Raw genomic sequence first — 18977 nt, 5'->3', positions numbered from 1 at the left:
GGGTTGAGGTGGGTTCAGCGACATTGGCTCACAAAGACTTGAACAGAATCAGGCGAGGACCCACATTCAGAAAATAACTTTACGTCGGAGTTCTCTTATGCCCCTGCCTTTTCTCGCCATTGCCGTTCCTGTTCTCCACTCCTCAGGTGCATGGATCGCTTCGACAGCAGCCTCCGGCTACATAGCCGGGACGCTATCGGGCACATGGATCGGTGCATTCGTTCTCGGCAACAGCACTCTGCTCGGCAGTCTCGGGTTGGTATCGGCGGCAGGCATCTTCGGCGCCACCGGCGGCCTCGCTGCTCTTTCGTCAAGTGCTGCCCTTGGAGTCGGCTCCGCGTTGACTGCCGTCGGACTGGGCGGCGTTGCCAGTACGCTCGGGATTGCTCCGGCTGCAACGTTCCTAGGACTCACCCCTGTCGGATGGGCGATTGCCGGCGCGGCAGCTACGGTCGTCGCCACGCTGGGCTACTATTTCACTCGAAAGACGATGCGTCGCATCAATGAAGAGCGTGAGAAAGGCGGGCTCGAGCCCATCACGCTGACGGAGATCGTCAGAGAAGTTCGCCTTCTCGAAGCGCAGTCCCTGGAAGCGATCCTCGCGCGGCTCGATGCCGAGTTGGGAAATGTTTCCCTTTCCAACGACCACAAAGAACTGACCGTGGATGGTCAGGTATTCTCGCTCCATCGTCTGAAGTATGTCGTGAACGAGGATGGCTCCGAAGAGCTCGTGTTCGTTACCCGAACTGGACGAAAAAAGCGGGTGCTGCTGGTAAAGGCTGCTCCGGGACCTGACGGGTTTCCTGCGTAAGCCACGCCATCCACGTCGTCAGGTCGCAGAGGCCGCCTCCGTATCGGCCTTGTCGCCCAACCGCTCGGCCTTCACCTCAGCGAAGGTCCGGCCGTCGCCGTCGAGGATCGCATCCTTGCCGGTTTCAGCCTGCCAGCGTTCGACGGCGACATCGACATAGGCCGGGCTGATCTCCATCGCGAAGACGCGGCGGCCGTTGGCCTCGCCGGCCATGATCTGCGAGCCGGAGCCCGAGAACGGCTCGTAGCAGAGCCCGCCGCGCGCCACATGCTGGCGCATCGGGATCCCGAAAGCGTCGAGCGGTTTCGGCGTCGGGTGGTCGGGGCGCTCGTCCCTTGGCGAAGGACGGCATCTCCCAGGTCGAGGGCAGCGTCTGTTCGGCGACCTTCGGCGGGCGGTTCGGGCGGCGCCAGCCCATGAAGCAGGGCTCGTGCTTCCAGAGGTAGTGGGAGCGGGTCAGGACGCCCCGGTCCTTCACCCAGATGATCTGCTGATGGACGAAGGCGCCGGCCTTTTCCCAGCAAGCCTCGAGCATCGCCTGGCGCCGCGAGGCATGCCAGCAGTACCAGGCGGCGTCCTCGGTGATGGCTTCGGCGACCGCCGCGGCGATGAAGCCGTCGTAGAGCTCCGCGCCCTGCGAACTGTCGTCCCAGGTCGTGCCGTAGGACGCGGACCAGTCCTTGTTCCGCGTCGGGTGGTTCGATCCGTCGTAGTCCACGAGATACGGCGGATCGGTGGCGAAGAGGATCGCCCGCTCGCCGTTCATCAGGCGGCGGACATCGTCGTGCGAGGTCGAGTCGCCGCAGAGCAGCCGGTGATCGCCGAGGATCCAAAGATCACCCGTCCGCGAGACCGGATTGCGCGGTGGCTCGGGGATGGTCACCGGAGGCACGGAGCCCCCGGCGCCACCTTCTTCTTCACCGCCCCCATCCGGATCGAAGGCCAGCAGCTTGTCCAGCTCGCCATCCGAGAAGCCGACCAGCGACAGGTCGTAGTCGTCCGCGAGCAGGTCCTGAAGTTCGGCAGAGAGCAGCGCCTCGTCCCAGCTGCCCAGTTCCGTCAGCTTGTTGTCCGCGATCCGGTAGGCCCGCCGCTGCGCCTCGGTCAGATGCCCCAGCACGATAACCGGCGCCTCGGTCAGTCCGAGCTGCGTCGCGGCAAGCACCCGGCCGTGGCCCGCGATCAGCTCACCGTCCTCACCCACGAGGCACGGCACCGTCCAGCCGAACTCGGCCATGCTGGCGGCGATCTTGGCGACCTGGTCCGCGCCGTGCGCCTTCGCGTTCTTCGCGTAAGGCTGCAGGCGCGCAAGCGGCCAGGTCTCGATCCGCTCGGGGGCGAAGGCGAGGGTCATGCAGGTTCCTGTCGATGGTCGATCGGCATCCGCCGGGTGGACTCCGGCACGGAGGGGTCCACCGGCTTCCGGCCGGACTCCGGCATCCGCGGGGTATCCACCCTGGGCGGCCGGTCAGATGTTTGAATTCACGAGGGTTTCGTGGCGTCGCTGCTGGACGCTGGACTCCGGTGGCTTCCCAAAAATCCGGCCCTGTCGCTGGCGAAATGCCGAGCCAAGCCCGCCAGCATACGAATGTCGCCAGGAAGGAACCAAGATATCAAAGGCTTGGCAGTTTGGACCCCGACTGGTCCCCTCGCTGGACCACGGAAGCCAGCGGCGCGACCTCTGCCTGCGCGCTCCTCTCCCGAGTATATTCAATCTGTAGCGCCCCGGACGCGATCTGTCTTGGCGTCTGGTGTCTCGCATGAAAGTGTCTCGTACACGCGACAGATCTTGACAGGTTCAGGGCGTCACCTTCGCCACCACGAATTCCATCGACCGCTTCGACGGCACGCGTTTGCCATTCAACCGCCAGACGATGACTGCAATGCCATACTGCCAGCGCCGGTTGGCGGTGGCGCGGCTGATGCCCAGTTCCCAGCAGATCGGCTTCCATGGCTTGCGGTTCGCCCGGAGCCACACAAGGCGCGCGTCGGCCGGGTCCAGCCAACGCAACCACAGCAGCGCGTCGTCGGCTTGGGTGATGTCGCGCGGGCCTGGCTTCGGCCGTCGCATCCGGGCTTCCTGACCGACCTGGTCGGCGAAGCTGTGGAAATACTCGGGCCAGGCGTTGAAATAGCCCTGCGGCTTCACCTCGGGCAGCGACCTAAAAACATCGGCAGCGCTCTCAAGGCGCGCTTCGACAATGGTGGGTGTCCACTCAGCCATGTGCGATCTCCCTTGGCTCGACACGCGGGCCGTAGAGTTTTTCACCCAGCTGGCGGACCAGTTCCTGCTCCGGCCAGGTGAGACGCGGGTCGTCGATGGACACGGCCAATAGCCCATGGTCATGCCAGCCGTCCTGCTTGACGCGATCTGGATCACGGCGGGTGCCACCATAGCCGCGGGGATACCACCTCACGCGACACCCCCGTTCGTTTCGATCGCCCAATGCAGGATGGCGATGGCATCCGCCTCGTTGTCATCGGCGGGGCTGAATCCACGCGCCCGCGCGGCCGCAATCATCGTCTCCTTGTCGGCATTTCCCTTGCCGGTGGCATGGCGCTTGATGGTGCCGACCGGAACGCCCTCATAGGGGATGCCGCGCAGCTCGGCCCATGCGGTCAGCGTGGCCATCAGCCCGCCATAGACATGGGCCGCGTCGGTGCCGACATGGCGGCGGACTTCCTCGAACCAGATCGCGGCGATGGGGCCTGATAGCCGGTTGATCTCGGTCAGCCAGTTGGTGAAGCGGAGGTAGCGCATGCCGCCGCCGTCGAAACGTCCGGGGCGAAAGGATGTCGTGCCCGAGGTGATCAGGCCGTCATGGCCGCGCAAGGCCCAGCCTGTCGTCGTCCCGAGGTCGAGGGCAAGGATGCAGGACCCAGAAATGCACCTTGGTTCGAGGTGCAGGTCCGCAGTCTGGATGGTCGGCGTCATGTTGAAGGCTCACCTGAATTGTGGGCCTTCGGCTTTGGTCATGGGCAGAGAATCATGACGCGCGCACCCATTCAAGAAAAATGCGCCAGACGATGCTTCTGTCCCACCTGGTCTTGGGGTATCCCACTTGCGGATCAAAGTGGGACGCCAGATTTTCCTTTTAAAACAAGGCGTGTCCCACCTGTCCCACTTGTCCCACCTTTTTCCCTATGTCGCATGAGGAAGAACGAGGTCGAGGGGGACACATACGCTCCATATGGGAAAGAGAGAAGTTGGCGACCCAAGTGGGACAGGTGGGACAGGATTGATTTCAAATGGTTTTTTCCGTCCCACATTGGGCTTGAAGTGGGACACGCCGCGAAGTGGGACAGAGGCAAACGAAAAGGGGCACCCGGATGGATGCCCCTTCGATGCCTGACACGGCCATTGCGATGTCAGCCGTGCTGCAACCGGCGGTAACGCCATTCGCGGGTCGGGGCCGCGCCGCTGCGGTATCGCTCCCAATCCCGCGACTTCAGCCAGGCCCCCACACGCATCTGGTCGCCCTTGGTCCATTTCGCGGGCTCGATGCCGAGCGCGCCTTCGAGGATTTCGCCCACCGACACATCGCGGATCGGCTCGGGACGTTCGAACTCTTCATCCTGCCAATCATCCCAGCCCGCGTGACCGCGATTGACGCTGCGGGTGTCGTGGGTCAGCCAGCGGTCGATCCGCGCGTCCCAGGCATCGGCCTGATAGCGCGCCTCCTGCGCGGCGGCGGCTTCGGCAAGCAGCGCCGGATCGTCGATCCACCAAATCGCGCCGTCGCGGAAACGGTGGACGGCTTCGGCCCAGAGTTGATCCCGATCGCGAGCGATTGCTGCGATGTCGATGCCGCCGCAGCGTAACGGCCAGAAGCGGCGGTTGCCGGTTTCGTCGCGCAGATAGGTGTCGGGGTTCACGGTGCCCGCGAAGACACATTGGCGCGGCACCTCGACGGTGTAGCGACCATAGGGCGGGCGGAAACGGTCGGTGGTGCGGGTCAGGAAGGCCTTGATGCGCGAGACCTCGGCCCGGCCGATGGCATCGAGTTCGGCAATTTCCACGATCCAGACGCCCTGCATGTGAATGGCCGCGTCCTTGGACCCAAGCTCGGGCAGTTCGTCGGTGAACCAGTCCTCGCCCGCCATCACCTTGATCGCGGTGGATTTGCGCGCGCCCTGCGGCCCTTCAAGGATCAGCATGTGGTCGGCCTTCACCCCGGGGCGGTAGATCCGGGCGACGGCAGAGATCAGCCAGAGCGCTCCGACGGTGTGATGGAAGGCGGTCGGCGCAGCACCGAGATAGGTGCTGGTCCAGGTCTCGATCCGGGGCGTGCCGTCCCATTTCAGGGTGTCGAGCCAGTCGCGAACCGGATGGATGCGCAGGTCGCGGGCCACCGCACCCACTCCGCGGCTGACGACCATCGGGGCGACGTTCAGCCCGCGCAACTGCAACCATTCGGCGGTGCGCACATCGTCGGCATCGTCCCACGGGCGCGGAAAGCGGATGGCCGGGTCATCCCAGGGCAGCGGCTGGCGCACCACGATGGATTGGGCGAACTCGTCGAAGGCCAGGAGACCGGCAAAGACCGGATCCGAGGACAGGGCGATGATCACATTGGCCTCGTTGCGCTCGGGCGTGCCTGACAGATCCTGACACAGCCGCCCAAACCAGGCGGGACGCGCAATCCTGCCCTGCGGATCGCCCGTCGCATGCACGCGGCGGCGCAGTTCCGTCAATTGCTTGTCGAGGATGGACATGGAGATGCCGGTCGCAGTCTTGATCCGGGCAAGGATCTGGCGTTCGGGCAGCGGATCGAGCCGGGCAAGCGCAAGGCGGCCGAGAAGGCTGGAGAGCGCGGCGAGTTCGGGCGGGTTGGTCAGCGCCTCGGCGGCGGCAATCAGAACGTCCGGATCGCCAGGCGTCGGAGCTGCCGCTGTCGTCATGGCCTCAATACCGACCGGCTCGTCTGCCGAAATATCCCGGCGATAGTCGGCCGCACGCGCCCCGCGCATCAGATCGTCGTTGAAATCATCACCATGCAGCGGGACCACGATCTGGTTCGGAATGTCGGCCCGGTTCAGCCGATCCGACAGGGTCGCAGCGGCCTGACGACCTGCGTCGCCAGCATCGGCGTAGATCGTGACCCGCGCCGTGCCCGCCGGCCACCGAAACCGCGTGATTCCATCGGCAGAGAGTGCCGCCCAGACAGCGGTGCCGAACAGGGCATGCGCTGCCAATGCCGTCTCGATGCCTTCAGCGATGCCAAGGTGGCCGTCCGCAGGCATGGCGAACAGGCGCACGGCCGCATCCGCTACTGATCCCAGCATCTTCTTCCCGGCCGGGCCCTTGGCGCTGCCGTCGTCGAGCAGGAAGGTCCGGTGAATACCCTGCGCGCGGGTGCCATCCGCCAGGCGTGGCAATGCGATCAGACCCGGCCAACCGCGTCGCGTGTCGAAATCCGGCAGGTCGGGGTGGAACAGCAGGTCCGGGCATCCCGGATCAGCAAGGCCGCGGGTGCGGAGGTAGGTTTCGCCGGGGGTGCCAGAGATCGGCTGCGCGCCATCGACCAGCCGGGCAATCTCGCCGGTATGATCGGGCTTCGCGCGTGGCGCGTTTCGGGGCGCGGGATGATCCATCCCGGCAATCCGCGCCGCCTCGTCGAAGAGCGCGCCATCGCAGAGGCCCGTCGCCTGCGCGATGAGGTCGATCGGTCCGGCGCTTTCGCCGGTCGCATAGTCGAAGCCCCAGCCCGCATATGGCCCGTCGAGGTGGATGGTGCACGACCCTTCCTTGCGCGGCGGGCGGCCGGACAGGTCGGCACAGCGCAAGGAACGACGGTCGCGCGCGATCCGCGCCTCCGGAAAGATGCCGGGGAGCCAGTCGCCAGCTGTCGCCGCCAGCCGGTCCTTTACGGCCGCCAGATCGTGGCGTGCTTCCGGCGTGCCGACATCGTTGAGATCGATCATCGCGCCCCCTCAGGCCAGAAGGACGAGCCCGCGCTCAGCGCGGGTGATGGCGGTATAGAGCCAGCGGCGGCGGTCGATCTCGCTGCGTCCCAGCCCGTCATCCCAGACGATCACATTCTCCCACTGCGACCCTTGCGCCTTGTGGGCGGTGATCGCCCAGCCGTAGGTCGCCTCGGTCAGCTTGCGTTTTTCCCGCCAGTCGCGGTCATGGCGCTTGGCATCGAAGGCCACATGATCCTCGAAATGCCCCTTGTAGATGCGCAGCCGCCCGGGGCGGCCGTCGCTGTCGAAGGGGGAGACCCGGCGCCCGTCCTCATCATGCACCACGGCCGAGAAATAGAGGCTGCCCTCGTCGACGATATCCTCGAGGGTCAGGAACATGCCGTTGATAAGCCCGAGCGAATTGTCGTTCTTGAGGCAGATGATCTTTTCCGCCGCGCCAGTGGGCAGATACGTCCCGCCAAGGCCAGCCGCCGCGCGCATCGCATTGTTGATCTGCAACCGTGTCGCATTCAGCCCGCAGATCAACTGCCCGCCACGCAGCGCCTGTTCCGGCGAAATGTCGCCCTTGCGCATCTTGGCGACATGGGTGTCGTAGGTGCCAAAACCGATGGGCTCGCCCATCCGCGCCATGGTGGCGAGACGGATGATCGCGCTCTCAGTCGCCTGACGGTGGATCTCGGTCAGCATCACGTCAGGCGCATCGCGGGTGAAGGCGCCTTCGCCCTTGATGGGCGGCAACTGACCCGGATCGCCCAGAACGAGGATCGGCTTGCCAAAGCTCATCAGATCGCGCGCCATTTCCTCGCCCACCATCGACACCTCGTCGAGGACGATCAGCCTTGCATCCGCCGCATCGCTCTGCGGGTTCAGGGCGAAACGCGGATGCTTCATCGCCGAGAGCGCCTGACGCATGGCCTCGATCGCGGCCTCGGCCGTGGTGCGATCAAAGCCGGTCAGCCGCCGCGCGGCAATCTCGGCCTCTCGGACCTTCTGCGCTGCGGCCTCGATTTCCGCTTCCGTGGCCTCGATCACAGAATAGATCAGGCTGTGGATGGTGCGCGCAGGCGTGCCCTTGCGGGTCAGCACCAGCGCCGCCTTGCCGGTGAAGGTGGCGGTGACCACACCCGGCACGCAGGTGCCGTCCTTCGCGCCACGATGGGGCGACAGGCCAAGCTCATCGAGCGCGAACTTCAGCACCGTGCTCTTGCCCGATCCGGCATAGCCAAAGAGCCGGAACACCTGTTGCTGCTCGGTGCGGTTCTCGAACCAGTCGCGGACCTCGGCGATGGCGGCGGCCTGCGCTGCCGATGGGGTGAATTCCGTCATGCCTGCCGCGCCTCCACCGCAAAGTCCTTCACCACCCCGCCGCGCGCGGGATCGCCCACTTCGCATTGGCGCACGAAGATGCGCCGGCCGTCCGGCAACTGGCGCCAATGCCCTCGACGCAGATGCCAGCGCGGGCTGGCATGACTGCCGCCGAGCGGTTCGGATGCGGCGCGAAGCCGGGCCGGATCGATGGCGACCTGATGCCAGGTCCAGCCGCGCACGCCATCCCGCGCGAAGGGTGTGCGCCTGATCGGAGCGATCTGACGTTCGCGAACACTTGCGGCGGATGCGAGGATCGCGAGCCCACGCCAGACGATGGCGGCCGCCGCCTGACCGCTTTGTTCCGCCAGCCCTGCATCTCTAAGCGCCGGATTGGTGGCGAACTCGGCGATGCCGCCATCGGCGATCCGGACATGCGCATGGATATCGGTCCAACGTCTGGGGCTGCGCCACAGGGCGAGCCAGACCGCCTCGATGCCGTCGTCGCGCTGCCGGGCATAGACAATCTGGCTGCGGATGGTCCGACTGCGATCGGACAACTCGAAAATCGTCTCGGGGTGTGGCAACCGTTGCGGACCGGCCGCCAGGCGGCGGGCCAGCGCATCGACGTCGTCGGAATCGAACTGCGCCTGATCGGCGAAGCGCCAGACCGGCGCGAACTCGAACCCTTCGAGCAGATCCGGCAGCCAGAAGCGCGCGCGATGGGCGCGGACGATGCGCTTGAGATCATAGGCGTCGGGGATCATCGCCTGGGCTCCGCCCGTTCGCGGCTGAAACGCTCCCCGTTCGGCGGGGAAACGCGCCACTGGCGCCTTTCCTTCTCCGCCTCACCGTTTCCGGGACGCCGCTCACCCCAGCACCGCTCCGCCCATGCGCAGGGTGCGTGCCACTTGCCACCGGCCATGCCTCCCCGGCAGACGACGGCCGTGGGTTCGGTCGCCGCCCGGGGCAACCATTCGCCCGCCTCTGATGCCTGCACGACCGTGACCGCGCGATCCGACATCTCCTGCGCCAGGCGGGCATCGAACGGCACCAGTTCCGTGTGCAATTCCATCGTGTCGCGGTTCAGCGCCGTAAAGAGCGCCGGGTTGGGCAGGTGCATGTAGGCCTGATAGAGCGCGATCTGGGCGGCGTAGACGGGTCGCGCGATGCTGACGCCACGCTTGACCACATCCTTCCAGCTCGACGCGCCGAGCGCCTTGTTCTCCCAGAGCACGGGATAATCCATCGCCAAGGGGCCCGAGACAAAGCAGCCGTCGATATGGCCCTTGAACCGGCCCGCCATGGCCGCGAAGCCGAACTGGCGACCATCGGGGCGTTCGGTGCGCAGATCGAACCCGGCAATCCGGAACCAGCCCGCGACAATGTCCTCGGCCCGATGGCCTGCCTCGAAGATCCGCAGGATGCGCGGTTCAAACTCCTGGCCCTCGTCCTTGGGGACAGCGAGATAGTCGAACTGGATCTGGCGCAGGCAGTCGCGCCCTAGCCCCGAGGAACTGACATAGGTGCGGGGGCGCTCGGCGCGATTGCGCGCCGTCAGGGCGGCATCGATCGCGGACGAGACGGCGACGGCGATCGGAGGAAGCGGCGCGTCCTGGCCATAGAGGCAACCAGAGCCATGGTTCAGGTCGATCATTGGTCGCGCTCCCAGAACCCGCCAGCCTGCGCGATGCAGGTCAGCTTGTGATGCTGGGCCTCGGTCAGCCGGGCGCGCGCGCCGAATGTTTCAAGCTTCTGGCGCAGGCTCTCGCAGAACTCGACCTCGAAGTGGGTGATGGCATTTGCCGTCGCGGCGGCGAGAAGGTCGGTCCAGGGGGCGGTCTCAGTGTTCAGATCGATCATGGCGGCCTCCTCAGAACGGAACCGGATCGTCATGGGCCGTGCCGGTGCGCTCCTTGCGCGCGCCTTGCGCCAACATGCTGTCGACATAGCCGGTGACGGCCGCCTCGATCAGCCGGTCGATATCCGCGGCCGTGCGATGGAAGAAAGGCTCCAAGAGCCCGAGGTCGGTCAGCGCTTCGGCAAAGAGCGCCCGCGCGTCGCGGATCGCCTGTGCCTCGCGGGCGGTCTTGTCGATCATGCCATTCATCCTTTGGGCGATTGCGCTGCCCACGTCCTGACAGCGGAGCGAGCAGAAGCGGTGGTATGGGAATCGGTTGTGCTGGAGCCGATGGACGTAGCCGAAGCCGCGGGCCTCCCGCGCGCAGACGGCGCAGAGCGCTACCCGAGCAAGAAATTCGCGATCGGGTCTTCGAGCGGCCATCCCGCCCGCTGGAGCTTCTCGGTCTGCATCACGATCCAGCGCGAGATCGCGTTGCTGGCCATGGCCTCGAGGTCGCCGAGGGTAAGGCTTGCGATGGGTTGGTGCAATCTTCCTCGGGCCTCGAGCCATGTTCCAATCTCCAGCGCGGCGGCGCGCGTCACATGCGCCTGCCATTCGTCGGGGGTCATGGGCCGGTCTGCCGGCCCATGACCATCGGGCTCGGCGGTGGTGGATCGCGCCGACCCACCCGACCGCCGCTTTCGCCGCGCCTCAGCCATTGAGCCACGCGGGCATTGCCGGGGTGCCCGGTGCTGCGGGTGCCGGTGTTTGGGGCGTGGCCGGTGCAGCGGGTCCGGTCTGCGTACCCCAGGTCGGAGCGGCCGTCGCAGTGGGCTGCGCTGCCGCGCCCCATGCCGGTGTCGGCGCCTGCCAGCCCGGCGCCGCGACGCTCGCGGCCTTGCGCGGCGGGGCGTTGACGGGTTCCGGCGGGACGGTTTCACCACGCATGACGGCCGTATGCTGCGGCTCGTCGGGCAGAACGACGTTGGCGATGCGGTTCTGGTCGCGATACTGCGGGTTGGACGCGGGCTCCACCATGATGCGGGCGGCAAAGACGATGCCGTCGAGATGCTTGAGGCCCGGCAGCACCCGCTTTGCCTTGGTCGCCGGGGTTTCGTCGCGGGGATCGAGACCGAGGGCGCTGTCGACCATGGCGCGAAACGTGGATTTCGTGATCTTCCAGCCGATGGACTGGCCTTTCTCGTCGAGCTTTCCACCTGCCACGGTGAAGCTCTGCCAGAACTTGCGGCGGGCATGCGGGCCTTCGACAACCGTGAATTCGCAGTCGAGCATGCGCGCATCGCTGGACTGCGAGGCCTTCAGCAGCCCCGCATCCATCGGGGTTGCGCCATTCACCCCGCCGGGGCGGATGGTCAGGCGGACCTTGGCGAAGGTGCCGTCCGGGATCAGCTCGCCGATGGGGGCCATCTGAGGCTGGGCATCGTTCAGATCGTAGCTCATGGTCATGTCCTTTCAGGGATCAGGAGGCGAAAGCGGATTGATGGGGGGCGCGGCCGTCGATCCGCGCGAGCAGCGCGCCGAGGTCGGGCGGTTCGGTCAGGTCGAGGCGGCCGGACCGGTCCTTGGCGGGAAGGCCCCAGGGGTTGCCCGACTTGCAGACAAGGCGGCGGTCAGTGGCGGTCTCGTCCAGCACCCAGCCGCCTTCGGCATCACGGGCGAACAACTGCATCGACACCACCTGGTCCACGATGCCGGGCAATTCCCGCCCGGCCTTGCTGCCTTCCATCTGCGGCTGCCAGGTGACGGCGCCGAAATCGTCGGTCACCTTTTCCAGCACGCCGACGAAGATCACGGTCTTGCCGCGTGCATGCTGGAGGTGCTTCAGGGCCTGGATGACCTCGCGCCCCAGAAGCCCGTAGGCACCGCGGACATCCGGCTTGCCGGTCCGGTCGGAGAAGGCCTCGGGCTGCTGGCGGGCATAGGCCATCGCCTGCCGGGTCAGATCGGTGATCGAGTCGACAAAGACGATACGGCGCGCAGCGAGGAAGGCCTCGATGCCGCTGTCGCGGTGCTGGGCCTGCAGCCACGCGTGCCGTTCGGTCCCGTACCAGGACTGCGGATGTTGCGCGGGGTCCGGCCCGCCGATCAGCACCGCAAGATCGCGGAAATCGGTGAAGCTGCGCACCGGGATCGACGCGCCGCGCCAGTCCTGCACCGATTTCATCCCGGCCTCGAGGTCGAGGCAGACGGTTTCCTCGGCAGGGAGGGATTTCAGCAGCGTGGTCTTGCCCACGCCGGGCGGGCCGAAGATGGCGAGCGAGGTCTTGTTCTCGGCGGCCGAGAGGCGTTCGTCGGCGGTGATGATGCGGAAGGCCATGGGGTTCTCCGAAGGATTGAAAGGGCGCGGCGGCGGGGTTGACCGGGTGCCGAAGGGGAACCTGCCCAGCGTTGCCGCTCGGGCGTCCCGCCGCCGCGCGTCACCGGTCTCGGGTCTCGAGCCGGAACACGGGTTTGCCGGTGGTCTCGGACCGGGCGGATGCGAAGCCTTCGCGCATGGCGTCGGGCCAGGCCCCGAAGCGGCGTTCGGGCACGCGATAGGCGATCTCGAGATACTGGGTCGGGTCGTCGCCGGCCTCGCGGATCCGGGTTGCCATGGAGGCCAGCCGGTCCTGATCCCACGTGACCTTCTTCGGCAGGTCCGCGATGACCACGACGCCCGTATCCTCGATCCGGACCGTGCCCGAGGTCTTGCCCTGCGCAGACCGCTCGGCCTCGGTCGCGGCGCCATAACGCTGCGCCAGTGCCGCCTCAAAACGGTCCTTCAGGCGCTTGACCCGGACGCTCTCGGCCGCTGCTTCGTCCTGCAGCGCAAGAAGCAGCGCAGCGGGCATGTCGGCGATCTCGCCGATGGACAGCCGGTCGAGATCGTCGAACTTCGGCACGTTATCGAAGCGTGCCTCGGTCGGCGCATCGGTGCTGGGGAACGGCATGGCCATCAGCGCCCTTCCCGTTTCAGGGCCGCATCCACGGCGCGGTCCGTGCCGACAGCCCCGGCTTCACGCGCCAGACGATGAAGCTTTTCCAACGCCGAGCATCGCTGGATGGCCGCAGAGAGTTCGGCATTTGCGGCGACGATCGCAATGGCTATATCGTCGACACTCGCGGTCTCGACGGGCAGCGGTTCGGAAGCATCGCCGGGACGCCAGGCGGCGGGGATCACCTCCGGCAGATCCTCAAGGCTGCGGAAGGCCTTGCGCAGGCGCGCAAGCGGGCCGTTGATCTCGATCATGTCGTGGTCTCCGTTGGGGGATGGGGCCGAATTTCCGGCCAGAAGGAAGTAGAGGGACGGCGGAAGCCGATCCCCGATCCAGGCAAGCGCGGCGCGCATCAGGCGGCCTCCTCTGTCGCGATGAGTTGGGAAAACGGGATCGGCGCATGGCGCGGCTTGGTCCGCGCGATGGCCAGGTACGCAAAGCGATCAGGGCCGACGCGGACCTGCACCAGATGCACCAGCGCGGCCTCGAAGGCGCGGTGAGCGGCACTGGCCAGCGCCCCGAGCCTGCGGCGTTCCGGTTCCGGCAAGGTGGAAATCACCGCCGTGATATCGATCCCGAGAAACCCGCGATGATATTCGAGCCGGTCGCCCGGCATGGCCTGGCCGATCCAGGCGCAGAACTCGATGTCGGTGAGCGGCCGGACCTTTGCGGGCGTGAATTCGGTGAGGGGCATGACGATCATCTCCATGTCGGTCCTCTACTCACGCTGCTTTCGAACCGTCCCACTCGACCGCGATCCCGCGCATGGCGAGGTCGAGCCGCAGGCGCGCGATGTGACGGTAGAGGGCGGAACGGGAGGTGCCGGTGCGTTCGACGATCTCCGCGACAGCGCAGGTGCCAAGTGCCGCGCAGAGCCCGCGGGCCTCCTCGGGCAGGCCACCCAGCACCCGGGCGAGATCGTGGTGGGTCTCGGCGTCGTCCGTGGCAGCGCGGTCCTGCCCATACAAGGCGGCCAGACCATCGGCTTCCGCCAGCAAGCAGCCCAGCGGTTCGGTCCCGCCGGAAACGGGGGCATCGAGCGAAAGCACCATGCCGCCCTGCATCCTGCGCTGGCGATGATGGCGGATGGCGATGCGCGAGGATTGGTTGCGCAAGACGATGTTGGCAAAGGCGCCGATGCTGCCACGGCGCGCATCGAAGCCGGGCAGCCGGCAGATCAGGTCGACCAGCAGATCCTGGCGGAGATCGTCGAGATCGGCGGCGGGCAGCATCAGCTTGCGATGCAGGCGGCGCGCGGCAATGGCTGCCTCGTCGATCAGCGTGGCAAGGTCGTCGGGGGAAATCGGCGGAAACATTCGGGAGCACCTCGGAACATGTTGCTGTTGTTCCGAATGTGCCGCTCAGCCCGCAGCCGCCGGTGTGATTGCCGTGTGTTTGTTATGTGCGGATTGTGTGGGACGGCCTCAGGGTTCGATGACCACTTCGGCGGGGGCAAGGCCGAGCCGATAGCCGCGCGCGCGAACCGTCGCGACCAGCGATTTCGCCTGCGCCTCGGGCATGCCGGAGGAGATAAGCGCGTTGCGCAGGTCGCGGGCGATTTCATTGGCGGGACGGCCGGTCTGCCTCTCGATATCCTGCTTTTTCAGGACTGGATCACGCTTGACGGATTGCTCGATCAGCAGACGAAACAGCGCGAACATCTGAGTCGGCAGGTCGAGCCGACGGCCGTCGAGAGTGACCGATTGCGCCGAAAGCGTCATGATAAGGCGCGGAACTGAAGATGGCGGATCGAGGACGAGGCGTTCCGTGCCAACTGTTCCCGCCTTGAAAACCGCTGCAATTTCGTGGGGCTCGACTCCGACCTCCCGCAGCCTGACGGCGATTGTTGCGGAAAGGTCGTGGACGATTGCCATGATCGGCTTCGGCCCCACGGCCGCCCTGATCGCCATCACCGCGCCCGGCGCAACCAGAGTGTCGGCATCTAATGACAGGACCACGGCATGCCCGGACGGGGTCTCCCCCAATAGCCAGAGGCCGTCCGCAACGCGGGCGACCGCGCCGCCAAGATTCCCGATGGCCGCAATCCGGGCCACGAGCCTGTCGACGTCGACTGAAAAGCGGCGCAGATCGTCTTTCTGAAGGATCACGTCTTCGGCCGGATCGTGCGGGCAGCAAGCGCGGAACGCGTCGTCGAAGTGTTCGAGGGGACGAGCATCAAGCCCGCAGTCGCACTCGGCGCAGACCGACCAGGTATCGACCTTCCGCTCTTCGATCAGCACCTGCGCCCGCAAGAGGCGCTCGATATCGTTTGCGGGAAAACGGCTCAGCGCCCGGCCCGAGATCGCGACCCGGGCGCCGCCCTCACTCAGCCGCGTCCACAACCATGTCAGCATCGCGGTCCTTCTCGAGCCCATTGCGCTGAACCAGCGTGTGGATCGCCTTTTCGAACCGCGTCCGGCGGAAGGCGAGCGTCCCTGGTGGCTTCAGCCGCACCGTAATTTGTGCCGGCCGCTTTGCGCCCGTTTCGAAGGCGACCCGGAAGGTGATCTCGCCCAACCGCCAGCCCCGGCCGAACCGCACCTCGCTGCCCCGGAAATGGGTCAGCGCGCCGCCGGACGGGTCCTTCGATTCCCAGCTGCGCACATGCCGCCAGCGCTGATCCTCTTCATCCCGCTCGAAGAGGTCAGCAGCGGCGGCAACGATCCGGACCTCCTTGATGGTCTCGTCATAGCGATGCTGGAACGCGAAATCGGGCCCGGCATCGCTGATCGGATCGAGCGTATAAAGATCGCGGGCGTCCCGCCCCGAGAAGAACCCTGGCCGCCTCAGGATATGCCGGGCGAAAAGCTCGGCGATCTCGCCTTGCTGCGCCTTGACCACGCCGCCCACGAACAGGCGCCCTTCCACCGGGGAGTAACGAAGCACCGCATATTTGACCGCGCGAAGGGTGATGATCTCTTCCCGATCCCCGGTGACCACCGGCGTTGTGGTCACTTGCGCGCCGTGGCTGATCACCAGGTTGATTTCGCCGTCTTCCTCATAAGGCCCAAGGCGGCAATATTGACCCTGCAGGTCCTGCGAAAACAGATTGATCACCGCTGCCTTGAAAGCCTCGGTCATTTCTTCGGTCAAGTCCGCACCCACGTCTCGCTCTGGGCCGCGAAACTCTGCGGGCGATGTCGGCGCACGAAGGGCGTGGAAGTCGGCTGCTGCCTCGAAAACGCGGTGATGCAGCAGATAGGTGTGCAGCGCGACGTGTTTGGGATCATGGCGAATGGGCGCGGATTCGGCGTCGTCAGGGTCGGGCTCGGGATAGAGAACCACGCCACGACGACGGGCTTCGTTCAGAATAAGCTGCATGCCCTCGCTGGTTCCAAGCTCGGCAACGCGATGCAAATCGGCGACCATCCCGGCGTTCCAGCCGGCAACGGTTCCTTCGAAATGTGCCGCCATTGCTGCCCGAATGGTTGGGGCCTCGCCCTCGAATGACACAGGCAGTTCATCCTCGCCGAAGTGCCGAACGAACAAAACCCGCATCAGGGCCGGATCAATGGTTTTGAGAAACTTCGGATTAACAAATTTCTTGAGATCGGAACCCACGGGAATACCTCGCAAACGGCCGGCCTGTTCTGATTATGTTCTACCCGATGGATCAACCATGAGTCGAGTCCGGGCTTTTGCATAACCGCCATCTTTCCCTGTGGGACGTTTCTCGGAGCGGCTGAGTAGAGGCAGGGCAAGCCAACACGGACTTGCTCGCATGAAACGCCCCAATCCACTGCCGCCCGACCAGATGACCGCCGCAGAACGCCGTGCCGAGTTGTGCGGCCTGCTGGCGCTCGGGCTGGTCCGGTTGCGGCTGCGCGAACGCGGCGAACCTTTTGACGATACTGGAGAAATTCGCCTACACTATCCGGCCGACCGATGCCGTCATGCAACCCAGAACCCAACGGAGACTGCATGACGACTCACGACCCCATCCCCGCGCGCCTGGCGGCGCTGAAGACCACGACGACGCCCGAGCTAAAAAAGCAGTGGCGCGAGTTGTTCGACAGCGAGCCGCCGCCGTTCAACCGGCGCTACCTTGAATCCCGCCTGGCTTACCGCATCCAGGAACTCGCCTATGGCGGGCTGAAGCCCGAGACCATCCGGCGGCTGGAAAGGCTGGGCGAGGAACTGGACGGCGGCGACAAGAAGAAGCGCGGAATGCGCCTCGACCGCGACCACCCGATCACCGGCACGCGGCTGCTGCGCGAATGGCAGGGCGTCGAATACATCGTCACTGTCACCGCTGACGGCTTCGAGTGGCAGGGGCGGCCCTACAAGTCGCTGTCCGCCATCGCGCGGGCCATCACCGGCACGCGCTGGAACGGCTGGGTCTTCTTCGGGCTCAAGAACCACAGGGGACGGACATGACAAAGCCGCCCGAAAAAACCAAGGCAGTCCGCAAGCTGCGCTGCGCGGTCTACACCCGGAAATCCTCCGAGGAGGGGCTGGAGCAGGAATTCAACAGCCTGCATGCCCAGCGCGAAGCCTGCGAAGCCTACATCGCCAGCCAGCGATCCGAGGGCTGGGTGCTCGTCCGCGATCAATATGATGACGGCGGCATCTCTGGCGGGACGCTGGACCGCCCCGGCCTTCAGCTGCTGCTGGAGGACATTGAGGACGGGCTGGTCGATGTCGTCGTGGTCTACAAGATCGACCGTCTCAGCCGCTCGCTGGCCGATTTCGCCAAGCTAGTCGAGGTGTTCGACCGGAACGGCGTCACTTTCGTCTCGGTCACGCAGTCGTTCAACACGACCACCTCCATGGGGCGGCTGACGCTGAACATCCTGCTCAGCTTCGCCCAGTTCGAGCGCGAGGTCACGGCCGAGCGCATCCGCGACAAGGTCGCCGCCAGCCGCAAGAAGGGCATGTGGATGGGCGGGGTGCCGCCCTACGGCTACCGGGTCGAGAACCGGAAGCTGGTGGTCGATGAATCCGCCGCGCATGTGCGCTGGATCTTCTCCCGCTTCCTCGAGATCGGGTCCTGTACGGAACTGGCGCGGGAGATCACGAAACGCGGCATCCGGACGCCGCGCGGCAACCGGATCGACAAGAAGTACCTCTACCGCATGCTCAGCAACCGCGCCTACATCGGCGAGGCGGTGCACAAGGGCGACAGCTACCCCGGCGAGCACGACGCCATCATCGACCGCGAGACGTGGGACCGCGTCCACGCCATCCTGCAGGAGAGCCCGCGCAAGCGTGCCGCGCGCACCCGCGCTGAGACGCCCGCACTGCTGAAGGGGCTGCTGTTCGGCCCGGACGGCGCCGCGTTCTCGCCGACACACACCCGCAAGGGCGGCAGGCTCTACCGCTACTATGTCAGTCAGACGGTGCTGAAGCATGGCGCGGGGGCGTGTCCCATCGGCCGCGTCCCTGCTGGCGACATCGAGGCCGCCGTCTTCGACCAACTGCGTGCCGTCTTCCGCCAGCCCGAGATTATCGCGGGCACGTGGAAGGCAGCGCGTGCCCACGCCAACATCACCGAAACCGACGCCCGAGCAGCCCTGCAGCAGCTCGACCCGCTGTGGGACGAGCTATTCCCTGCCGAGCAGGCGCGCATCGTAGCGCTGTCGGTGGAGCGGGTCGAGATCGGCGTGGGAGGCTTGAACGTCCGGCTGCGCGTGGACGGCCTTTATGGCCTCGCGCGCGAGATGCTGGCCGGCGGCATCGGAGGAGCTGCATGACCCGCCGGGCTCCGATCCCCGAGACGGTGACCCTCCACGTACCGTTCCGCGTCGTGAAGCGCGGCGGGCGCAAGGAAATGCACCTGCCCGATGGTTTCCGGCCAGACCGCAAGGCGGACAACACGCTGGTCAAGGCGCTGGCCCGCGCCTTCCGCTGGAAGCTGATGCTCGAGTCGGGTGAGTTCGCCACCATCGCCGAACTGGCCGAGCGCGAGGGGATCGCGACGTCCTATATGACGCGCATCCTGCGCCTGACGCAGCTTGAGCCTGGCATCATTGAGGCGGTTCTCGACGGACGACAGAACGATGCCATTACACTTGCGGGCCTTATGGACCCGTTCCCGCTCAGCTGGATCGAGCAGAAGCACTTCTTCTCCGGCACCTGAACACCTCGCTGCACA

The 18977-nt window shown here is 66.0% G+C and carries 23 protein-coding genes and 1 pseudogene; 5 read left to right on the top strand and 19 right to left on the bottom strand.

What is annotated here, in order from left to right; translation table 11 throughout:
* The first annotated feature begins 97 nt into the window (after positions 1-97).
* The gene (locus ACNKFW_RS02165) at positions 98-811 is read left to right on the top strand and encodes a hypothetical protein (RefSeq protein WP_417722864.1); all 714 of its coding nucleotides are present in this window, start codon (positions 98-100) and stop codon (positions 809-811) included.
* Positions 812-829: 18 nt separating this feature from the next.
* On the opposite strand, the pseudogene ACNKFW_RS02160 reads toward ACNKFW_RS02165, so the two are convergent.
* The 19 genes and pseudogenes from ACNKFW_RS02160 to ACNKFW_RS02070 form a co-directional block, all read right to left on the bottom strand.
* Positions 830-2165, bottom strand: a pseudogene (locus ACNKFW_RS02160) (site-specific DNA-methyltransferase).
* Between the two features lie 444 nt (positions 2166-2609).
* Positions 2610-3035 (bottom strand): DUF6362 family protein, encoded by a 426-nt coding sequence (locus tag ACNKFW_RS02155; protein ID WP_418024686.1) that lies wholly within the window; start codon positions 3033-3035, stop codon positions 2610-2612.
* Positions 3028-3228, bottom strand: a complete 201-nt coding sequence (locus ACNKFW_RS02150) for a hypothetical protein (RefSeq protein ID WP_089389369.1) — start codon at positions 3226-3228, stop codon at positions 3028-3030. Before ACNKFW_RS02150 ends, ACNKFW_RS02155 begins: the two co-directional genes overlap by 8 nt.
* Positions 3225-3746, bottom strand: a complete 522-nt coding sequence (locus tag ACNKFW_RS02145) for a crossover junction endodeoxyribonuclease RuvC (RefSeq protein ID WP_119001055.1) — start codon at positions 3744-3746, stop codon at positions 3225-3227. Before ACNKFW_RS02145 ends, ACNKFW_RS02150 begins: the two co-directional genes overlap by 4 nt.
* A gap of 434 nt (positions 3747-4180) precedes the next feature.
* Positions 4181-6736 (bottom strand): VapE domain-containing protein, encoded by a 2556-nt coding sequence (locus tag ACNKFW_RS02140; RefSeq protein WP_418024685.1) that lies wholly within the window; start codon positions 6734-6736, stop codon positions 4181-4183.
* A gap of 9 nt (positions 6737-6745) precedes the next feature.
* Complete coding sequence (locus ACNKFW_RS02135) at positions 6746-8065, bottom strand: ATP-dependent DNA helicase (RefSeq protein WP_418024684.1); 1320 nt, start codon at positions 8063-8065, stop codon at positions 6746-6748.
* Positions 8062-8811 (bottom strand): hypothetical protein, encoded by a 750-nt coding sequence (locus ACNKFW_RS02130; RefSeq protein ID WP_418024683.1) that lies wholly within the window; start codon positions 8809-8811, stop codon positions 8062-8064. The genes ACNKFW_RS02135 and ACNKFW_RS02130 overlap by 4 nt, the downstream gene beginning before the upstream one ends.
* Complete coding sequence (locus tag ACNKFW_RS02125) at positions 8808-9701, bottom strand: hypothetical protein (RefSeq protein ID WP_418024682.1); 894 nt, start codon at positions 9699-9701, stop codon at positions 8808-8810. Before ACNKFW_RS02125 ends, ACNKFW_RS02130 begins: the two co-directional genes overlap by 4 nt.
* Entirely contained in the window at positions 9698-9907 is a 210-nt protein-coding gene (locus tag ACNKFW_RS02120; protein ID WP_119001050.1) for a hypothetical protein, read from the bottom strand. The genes ACNKFW_RS02125 and ACNKFW_RS02120 overlap by 4 nt, the downstream gene beginning before the upstream one ends.
* A 10-nt stretch (positions 9908-9917) precedes the next feature.
* Entirely contained in the window at positions 9918-10145 is a 228-nt protein-coding gene (locus ACNKFW_RS02115) for a DUF6511 domain-containing protein (RefSeq protein WP_418024681.1), read from the bottom strand.
* A gap of 140 nt (positions 10146-10285) precedes the next feature.
* Positions 10286-10516, bottom strand: a complete 231-nt coding sequence (locus ACNKFW_RS02110; protein WP_418024680.1) for a hypothetical protein — start codon at positions 10514-10516, stop codon at positions 10286-10288.
* A gap of 82 nt (positions 10517-10598) precedes the next feature.
* The gene (locus ACNKFW_RS02105) at positions 10599-11348 is read right to left on the bottom strand and encodes a hypothetical protein (RefSeq protein ID WP_418024679.1); all 750 of its coding nucleotides are present in this window, start codon (positions 11346-11348) and stop codon (positions 10599-10601) included.
* 19 nt (positions 11349-11367) lie between these two features.
* Complete coding sequence (locus ACNKFW_RS02100; RefSeq protein ID WP_418024678.1) at positions 11368-12225, bottom strand: ATP-binding protein; 858 nt, start codon at positions 12223-12225, stop codon at positions 11368-11370.
* A gap of 100 nt (positions 12226-12325) precedes the next feature.
* Entirely contained in the window at positions 12326-12844 is a 519-nt protein-coding gene (locus ACNKFW_RS02095; RefSeq protein ID WP_418024677.1) for a hypothetical protein, read from the bottom strand.
* Positions 12844-13137, bottom strand: coding sequence for a hypothetical protein (locus ACNKFW_RS02090; protein ID WP_418024676.1), 294 nt, complete (start codon positions 13135-13137; stop codon positions 12844-12846). Before ACNKFW_RS02090 ends, ACNKFW_RS02095 begins: the two co-directional genes overlap by 1 nt.
* 98 nt (positions 13138-13235) lie before the next feature.
* Complete coding sequence (locus ACNKFW_RS02085) at positions 13236-13592, bottom strand: hypothetical protein (protein WP_418024675.1); 357 nt, start codon at positions 13590-13592, stop codon at positions 13236-13238.
* A 13-nt stretch (positions 13593-13605) separates the two neighbouring features.
* Positions 13606-14199: a hypothetical protein gene (locus ACNKFW_RS02080; RefSeq protein WP_418024674.1), complete on the bottom strand. Its 594-nt coding sequence runs from the start codon at positions 14197-14199 to the stop codon at positions 13606-13608.
* A 108-nt stretch (positions 14200-14307) separates the two neighbouring features.
* The gene (locus ACNKFW_RS02075; protein WP_418024673.1) at positions 14308-15237 is read right to left on the bottom strand and encodes a hypothetical protein; all 930 of its coding nucleotides are present in this window, start codon (positions 15235-15237) and stop codon (positions 14308-14310) included.
* The gene (locus tag ACNKFW_RS02070) at positions 15206-16444 is read right to left on the bottom strand and encodes a hypothetical protein (RefSeq protein WP_418024672.1); all 1239 of its coding nucleotides are present in this window, start codon (positions 16442-16444) and stop codon (positions 15206-15208) included. Before ACNKFW_RS02070 ends, ACNKFW_RS02075 begins: the two co-directional genes overlap by 32 nt.
* 160 nt (positions 16445-16604) lie before the next feature.
* Between ACNKFW_RS02070 and ACNKFW_RS02065 the strand changes: the two genes are divergently transcribed.
* From ACNKFW_RS02065 to ACNKFW_RS02050, 4 genes are read left to right on the top strand one after another with little or no spacing between them, the layout of a single operon-like run.
* Positions 16605-16808 (top strand): hypothetical protein, encoded by a 204-nt coding sequence (locus tag ACNKFW_RS02065; RefSeq protein ID WP_418024671.1) that lies wholly within the window; start codon positions 16605-16607, stop codon positions 16806-16808.
* The gene (locus tag ACNKFW_RS02060; RefSeq protein WP_418024670.1) at positions 16805-17260 is read left to right on the top strand and encodes a DUF2924 domain-containing protein; all 456 of its coding nucleotides are present in this window, start codon (positions 16805-16807) and stop codon (positions 17258-17260) included. Before ACNKFW_RS02065 ends, ACNKFW_RS02060 begins: the two co-directional genes overlap by 4 nt.
* Complete coding sequence (locus ACNKFW_RS02055) at positions 17257-18576, top strand: recombinase family protein (protein ID WP_418024669.1); 1320 nt, start codon at positions 17257-17259, stop codon at positions 18574-18576. Before ACNKFW_RS02060 ends, ACNKFW_RS02055 begins: the two co-directional genes overlap by 4 nt.
* Positions 18573-18962, top strand: coding sequence for a hypothetical protein (locus tag ACNKFW_RS02050; RefSeq protein ID WP_418024668.1), 390 nt, complete (start codon positions 18573-18575; stop codon positions 18960-18962). Before ACNKFW_RS02055 ends, ACNKFW_RS02050 begins: the two co-directional genes overlap by 4 nt.
* Positions 18963-18977: the final 15 nt, after the last annotated feature.

The sequence above is a fragment of the Paracoccus sp. TD-10 genome, assembly GCF_048270675.1.
Lineage (GTDB): Bacteria > Pseudomonadota > Alphaproteobacteria > Rhodobacterales > Rhodobacteraceae > Paracoccus > Paracoccus pantotrophus.
This window is presented reverse-complemented; position numbering and strand designations above follow the sequence as displayed.

Excerpts from the sequence above, each read along its gene's own strand:
- ACNKFW_RS02055 (WP_418024669.1), top strand. The coding sequence starts at position 17,257 with ATGACAAAGCCGCCCGAAAAAACCAAGGCAGTCCGCAAGCTGCGCTGC.
- ACNKFW_RS02120 (WP_119001050.1), bottom strand. The coding sequence starts at position 9,907 with ATGATCGATCTGAACACTGAGACCGCCCCCTGGACCGACCTTCTCGCC.
- ACNKFW_RS02085 (WP_418024675.1), bottom strand. The coding sequence starts at position 13,592 with ATGGAGATGATCGTCATGCCCCTCACCGAATTCACGCCCGCAAAGGTC.
- ACNKFW_RS02095 (WP_418024677.1), bottom strand. The coding sequence starts at position 12,844 with ATGGCCATGCCGTTCCCCAGCACCGATGCGCCGACCGAGGCACGCTTC.
- ACNKFW_RS02115 (WP_418024681.1), bottom strand. The coding sequence starts at position 10,145 with ATGATCGACAAGACCGCCCGCGAGGCACAGGCGATCCGCGACGCGCGG.
- ACNKFW_RS02050 (WP_418024668.1), top strand. The coding sequence starts at position 18,573 with ATGACCCGCCGGGCTCCGATCCCCGAGACGGTGACCCTCCACGTACCG.
- ACNKFW_RS02125 (WP_418024682.1), bottom strand. The coding sequence starts at position 9,701 with ATGATCGACCTGAACCATGGCTCTGGTTGCCTCTATGGCCAGGACGCG.
- ACNKFW_RS02140 (WP_418024685.1), bottom strand. The coding sequence starts at position 6,736 with ATGATCGATCTCAACGATGTCGGCACGCCGGAAGCACGCCACGATCTG.
- ACNKFW_RS02100 (WP_418024678.1), bottom strand. The coding sequence starts at position 12,225 with ATGGCCTTCCGCATCATCACCGCCGACGAACGCCTCTCGGCCGCCGAG.
- ACNKFW_RS02110 (WP_418024680.1), bottom strand. The coding sequence starts at position 10,516 with ATGACCCCCGACGAATGGCAGGCGCATGTGACGCGCGCCGCCGCGCTG.
- ACNKFW_RS02130 (WP_418024683.1), bottom strand. The coding sequence starts at position 8,811 with ATGATCCCCGACGCCTATGATCTCAAGCGCATCGTCCGCGCCCATCGC.
- ACNKFW_RS02155 (WP_418024686.1), bottom strand. The coding sequence starts at position 3,035 with ATGGCTGAGTGGACACCCACCATTGTCGAAGCGCGCCTTGAGAGCGCT.
- ACNKFW_RS02135 (WP_418024684.1), bottom strand. The coding sequence starts at position 8,065 with ATGACGGAATTCACCCCATCGGCAGCGCAGGCCGCCGCCATCGCCGAG.
- ACNKFW_RS02105 (WP_418024679.1), bottom strand. The coding sequence starts at position 11,348 with ATGAGCTACGATCTGAACGATGCCCAGCCTCAGATGGCCCCCATCGGC.
- ACNKFW_RS02090 (WP_418024676.1), bottom strand. The coding sequence starts at position 13,137 with ATGATCGAGATCAACGGCCCGCTTGCGCGCCTGCGCAAGGCCTTCCGC.
- ACNKFW_RS02165 (WP_417722864.1), top strand. The coding sequence starts at position 98 with ATGCCCCTGCCTTTTCTCGCCATTGCCGTTCCTGTTCTCCACTCCTCA.
- ACNKFW_RS02145 (WP_119001055.1), bottom strand. The coding sequence starts at position 3,746 with ATGACGCCGACCATCCAGACTGCGGACCTGCACCTCGAACCAAGGTGC.
- ACNKFW_RS02065 (WP_418024671.1), top strand. The coding sequence starts at position 16,605 with ATGAAACGCCCCAATCCACTGCCGCCCGACCAGATGACCGCCGCAGAA.
- ACNKFW_RS02060 (WP_418024670.1), top strand. The coding sequence starts at position 16,805 with ATGACGACTCACGACCCCATCCCCGCGCGCCTGGCGGCGCTGAAGACC.
- ACNKFW_RS02080 (WP_418024674.1), bottom strand. The coding sequence starts at position 14,199 with ATGTTTCCGCCGATTTCCCCCGACGACCTTGCCACGCTGATCGACGAG.
- ACNKFW_RS02075 (WP_418024673.1), bottom strand. The coding sequence starts at position 15,237 with ATGCTGACATGGTTGTGGACGCGGCTGAGTGAGGGCGGCGCCCGGGTC.